The organism is Vibrio sp. Vb0937 (assembly GCF_033338855.1).
Genome location: NZ_JAWOTK010000069.1, coordinates 1 through 2,516, shown reverse-complemented (window position 1 = coordinate 2,516; position 2,516 = coordinate 1). Strand labels below are relative to the sequence as shown.

The window sequence follows — 2,516 nt, the reverse complement described above, 5'->3', positions numbered from 1 at the left end:
ATTTCAGATCAAGTGTTAGCAGAAGATTTTACGATCTACACGATTGATTTAAACGACGCATTTAAAGACAGCGACTCCGCACTGAACTTTTCAGTGTCCGGCAACAGCAACGTGTTGGTTTCGATTGAAAATGGCATCGCGACCATTAGCCCAACGGCAGACTGGAACGGCTCAGAAATCCTAACGTTTACGGCTACCGATCCAAGCGGTGAAAGCGTCAGCCAAACGGTGAACTTCACAGTAGCGCCTGTGGCGGACATCGTGGCAGATAAAGCGACGGTGGTGGAAGACACGCCGACCATCATCAAGGTCTTAGGTAACGACACGTTCGAAGGCGACGACAAAGTGGTGTCGCTGGATACCAACAACGGTCCAGCTAACGGCACGGTCTCGGTCAACCCGGACGGCAGCGTAACCTACACGCCAAACGACAACTTCCACGGTACAGACAGCTTCACCTACATCGTTACCTCCGGTGGGGTATCGGAGTCCACCACGGTGAACGTCGATGTCACACCAGTCAATGACGCGCCAGTGGCAAAAGATGATACAGCTGTTACTGACGAAGACACGCCAGTGACAATTGATGTTCTGCCAAACGACACCGACATTGATGGCGATACGTTAAGCATTGATTCGGCGTCCGTGCCGAGTGACCAAGGGAAAGTTGAAATTGTTGATGGCAAACTGGTGTTCACACCGGCCGAGAACTTCCATGGTGACGCCGAAATCACTTACACCGTCACCGATGGTGCACTGACTGACCAAGCGACGGTCAACGTCACCGTAAATGCCGTAAACGACACGCCAGTGGTTGAGAGCAGCATTGCAGACCAAACCTTGGCGGAAGACTTTACGCCATACAGCATCGATCTGAATACGGCCTTCAGCGATGTGGATAACGTGGATGGCGAGCTGAGCTTCAGCGTTTCTGGCAACAACAACGTGTTGGTGTCGATTGAAAATGGCATCGCGACCATTAGCCCAACGGCAGACTGGAACGGCTCAGAAGCGTTAACCTTTACGGCGACCGATCCAAGCGGTGAAAGCGTTAGCCAAACGGTGAACTTCACAGTAGCGCCTGTGGCGGACATCGTGGCAGACAACGCGACGGTTGTGGAAGACACGCCGACCATCATCAAGGTTTTAGGTAACGACACGTTCGAAGGCGACGATAAAGTGGTGTCGCTGGATAGCAATAACGGTCCAGCGAACGGCACGGTCTCGGTCAACCCGGACGGCAGCGTCACTTACACGCCGAACGACAACTACCACGGTACAGACAGCTTCACCTACATCGTTACGTCGGGTGGGGTATCGGAGTCCACCACGGTGAACGTCGATGTCACACCAGTCAACGATGCGCCAGTGGCAAAAGATGATACAGCTGTTACTGACGAAGACACGCCAGTGACGATTGATGTCCTACCAAACGACACCGATATTGATGGCGATACGCTGTCTATCCAATCAGCGTCTGTGTCGAGTAACCAAGGTACAGTTGAGATTGTTGATGGCAAACTGGTGTTCACACCGGCTGAGAACTTCCATGGTGACGCTGAAATCACTTACACCATCACCGATGGTGCGCTGACTGATCAAGCGACGGTCAACGTCACCGTGAATGCGGTGAACGACGCGCCTGTGGTTGAAAGCAGCATTGCAGACCAAGCCTTGGCGGAAGACTTTACGCCATACAGCATCGATCTAAATACCGCTTTCAGCGATGTGGATAACGCCGATGGTGAGTTAACGTTTAGCGTCTCTGGTAACAGTAGTGTCAATGTCTCAATAGAAAATGGCATTGCTACGTTCACTCCAACCGCAGACTGGAACGGCTCAGAAATCCTAACGTTTACGGCTACCGACCCAAGCGGTGAAAGCGTCAGCCAAACGGTGAACTTCACAGTAGCGCCTGTGGCGGACATCGTGGCAGATAAAGCGACGGTGGTGGAAGACACGCCGACCATCATCAAGGTCTTAGGTAACGACACGTTCGAAGGCGACGACAAAGTGGTGTCGCTGGATACCAACAACGGTCCAGCGAACGGCACGGTCTCGGTCAACCCGGATGGCAGCGTCACTTACACGCCAAACGACAACTACCACGGGGCAGACAGCTTCACCTACATCGTTACCTCGGGTGGGGTATCGGAGTCCACCACGGTGAACGTCGATGTCACACCAGTGAATGATGCGCCAGTGGCGACCAATGACAATGCCGTTACTGACGAAGATACACCAGTGACGATTGATGTTCTGCCAAACGATACTGACATTGATGGCGATACGCTGTCTATCCAATCAGCGTCTGTACCTGAAGCACAAGGTACAGTTGAGATTGTTGATGGCAAACTGGTCTTCACACCGGCTGAGAACTTCCATGGCGACGCCGAAATCACTTACACCGTGACCGATGGTGCACTGACTGACCAAGCAACGGTCAACGTCACCGTGAATGCGGTGAACGACACGCCTGTGGTTGAGAGCAACATTGCAGACCAAACCTTGGCAGA

General features: G+C 52.8%; 1 protein-coding gene. It reads left to right on the top strand.

Annotated elements, in window-relative coordinates; translation table 11 throughout:
- Nucleotides 1–2,516: tandem-95 repeat protein (locus R7P67_RS23090; protein WP_318086107.1), on the top strand; the 2,516-nt coding region annotated here is incomplete at both ends.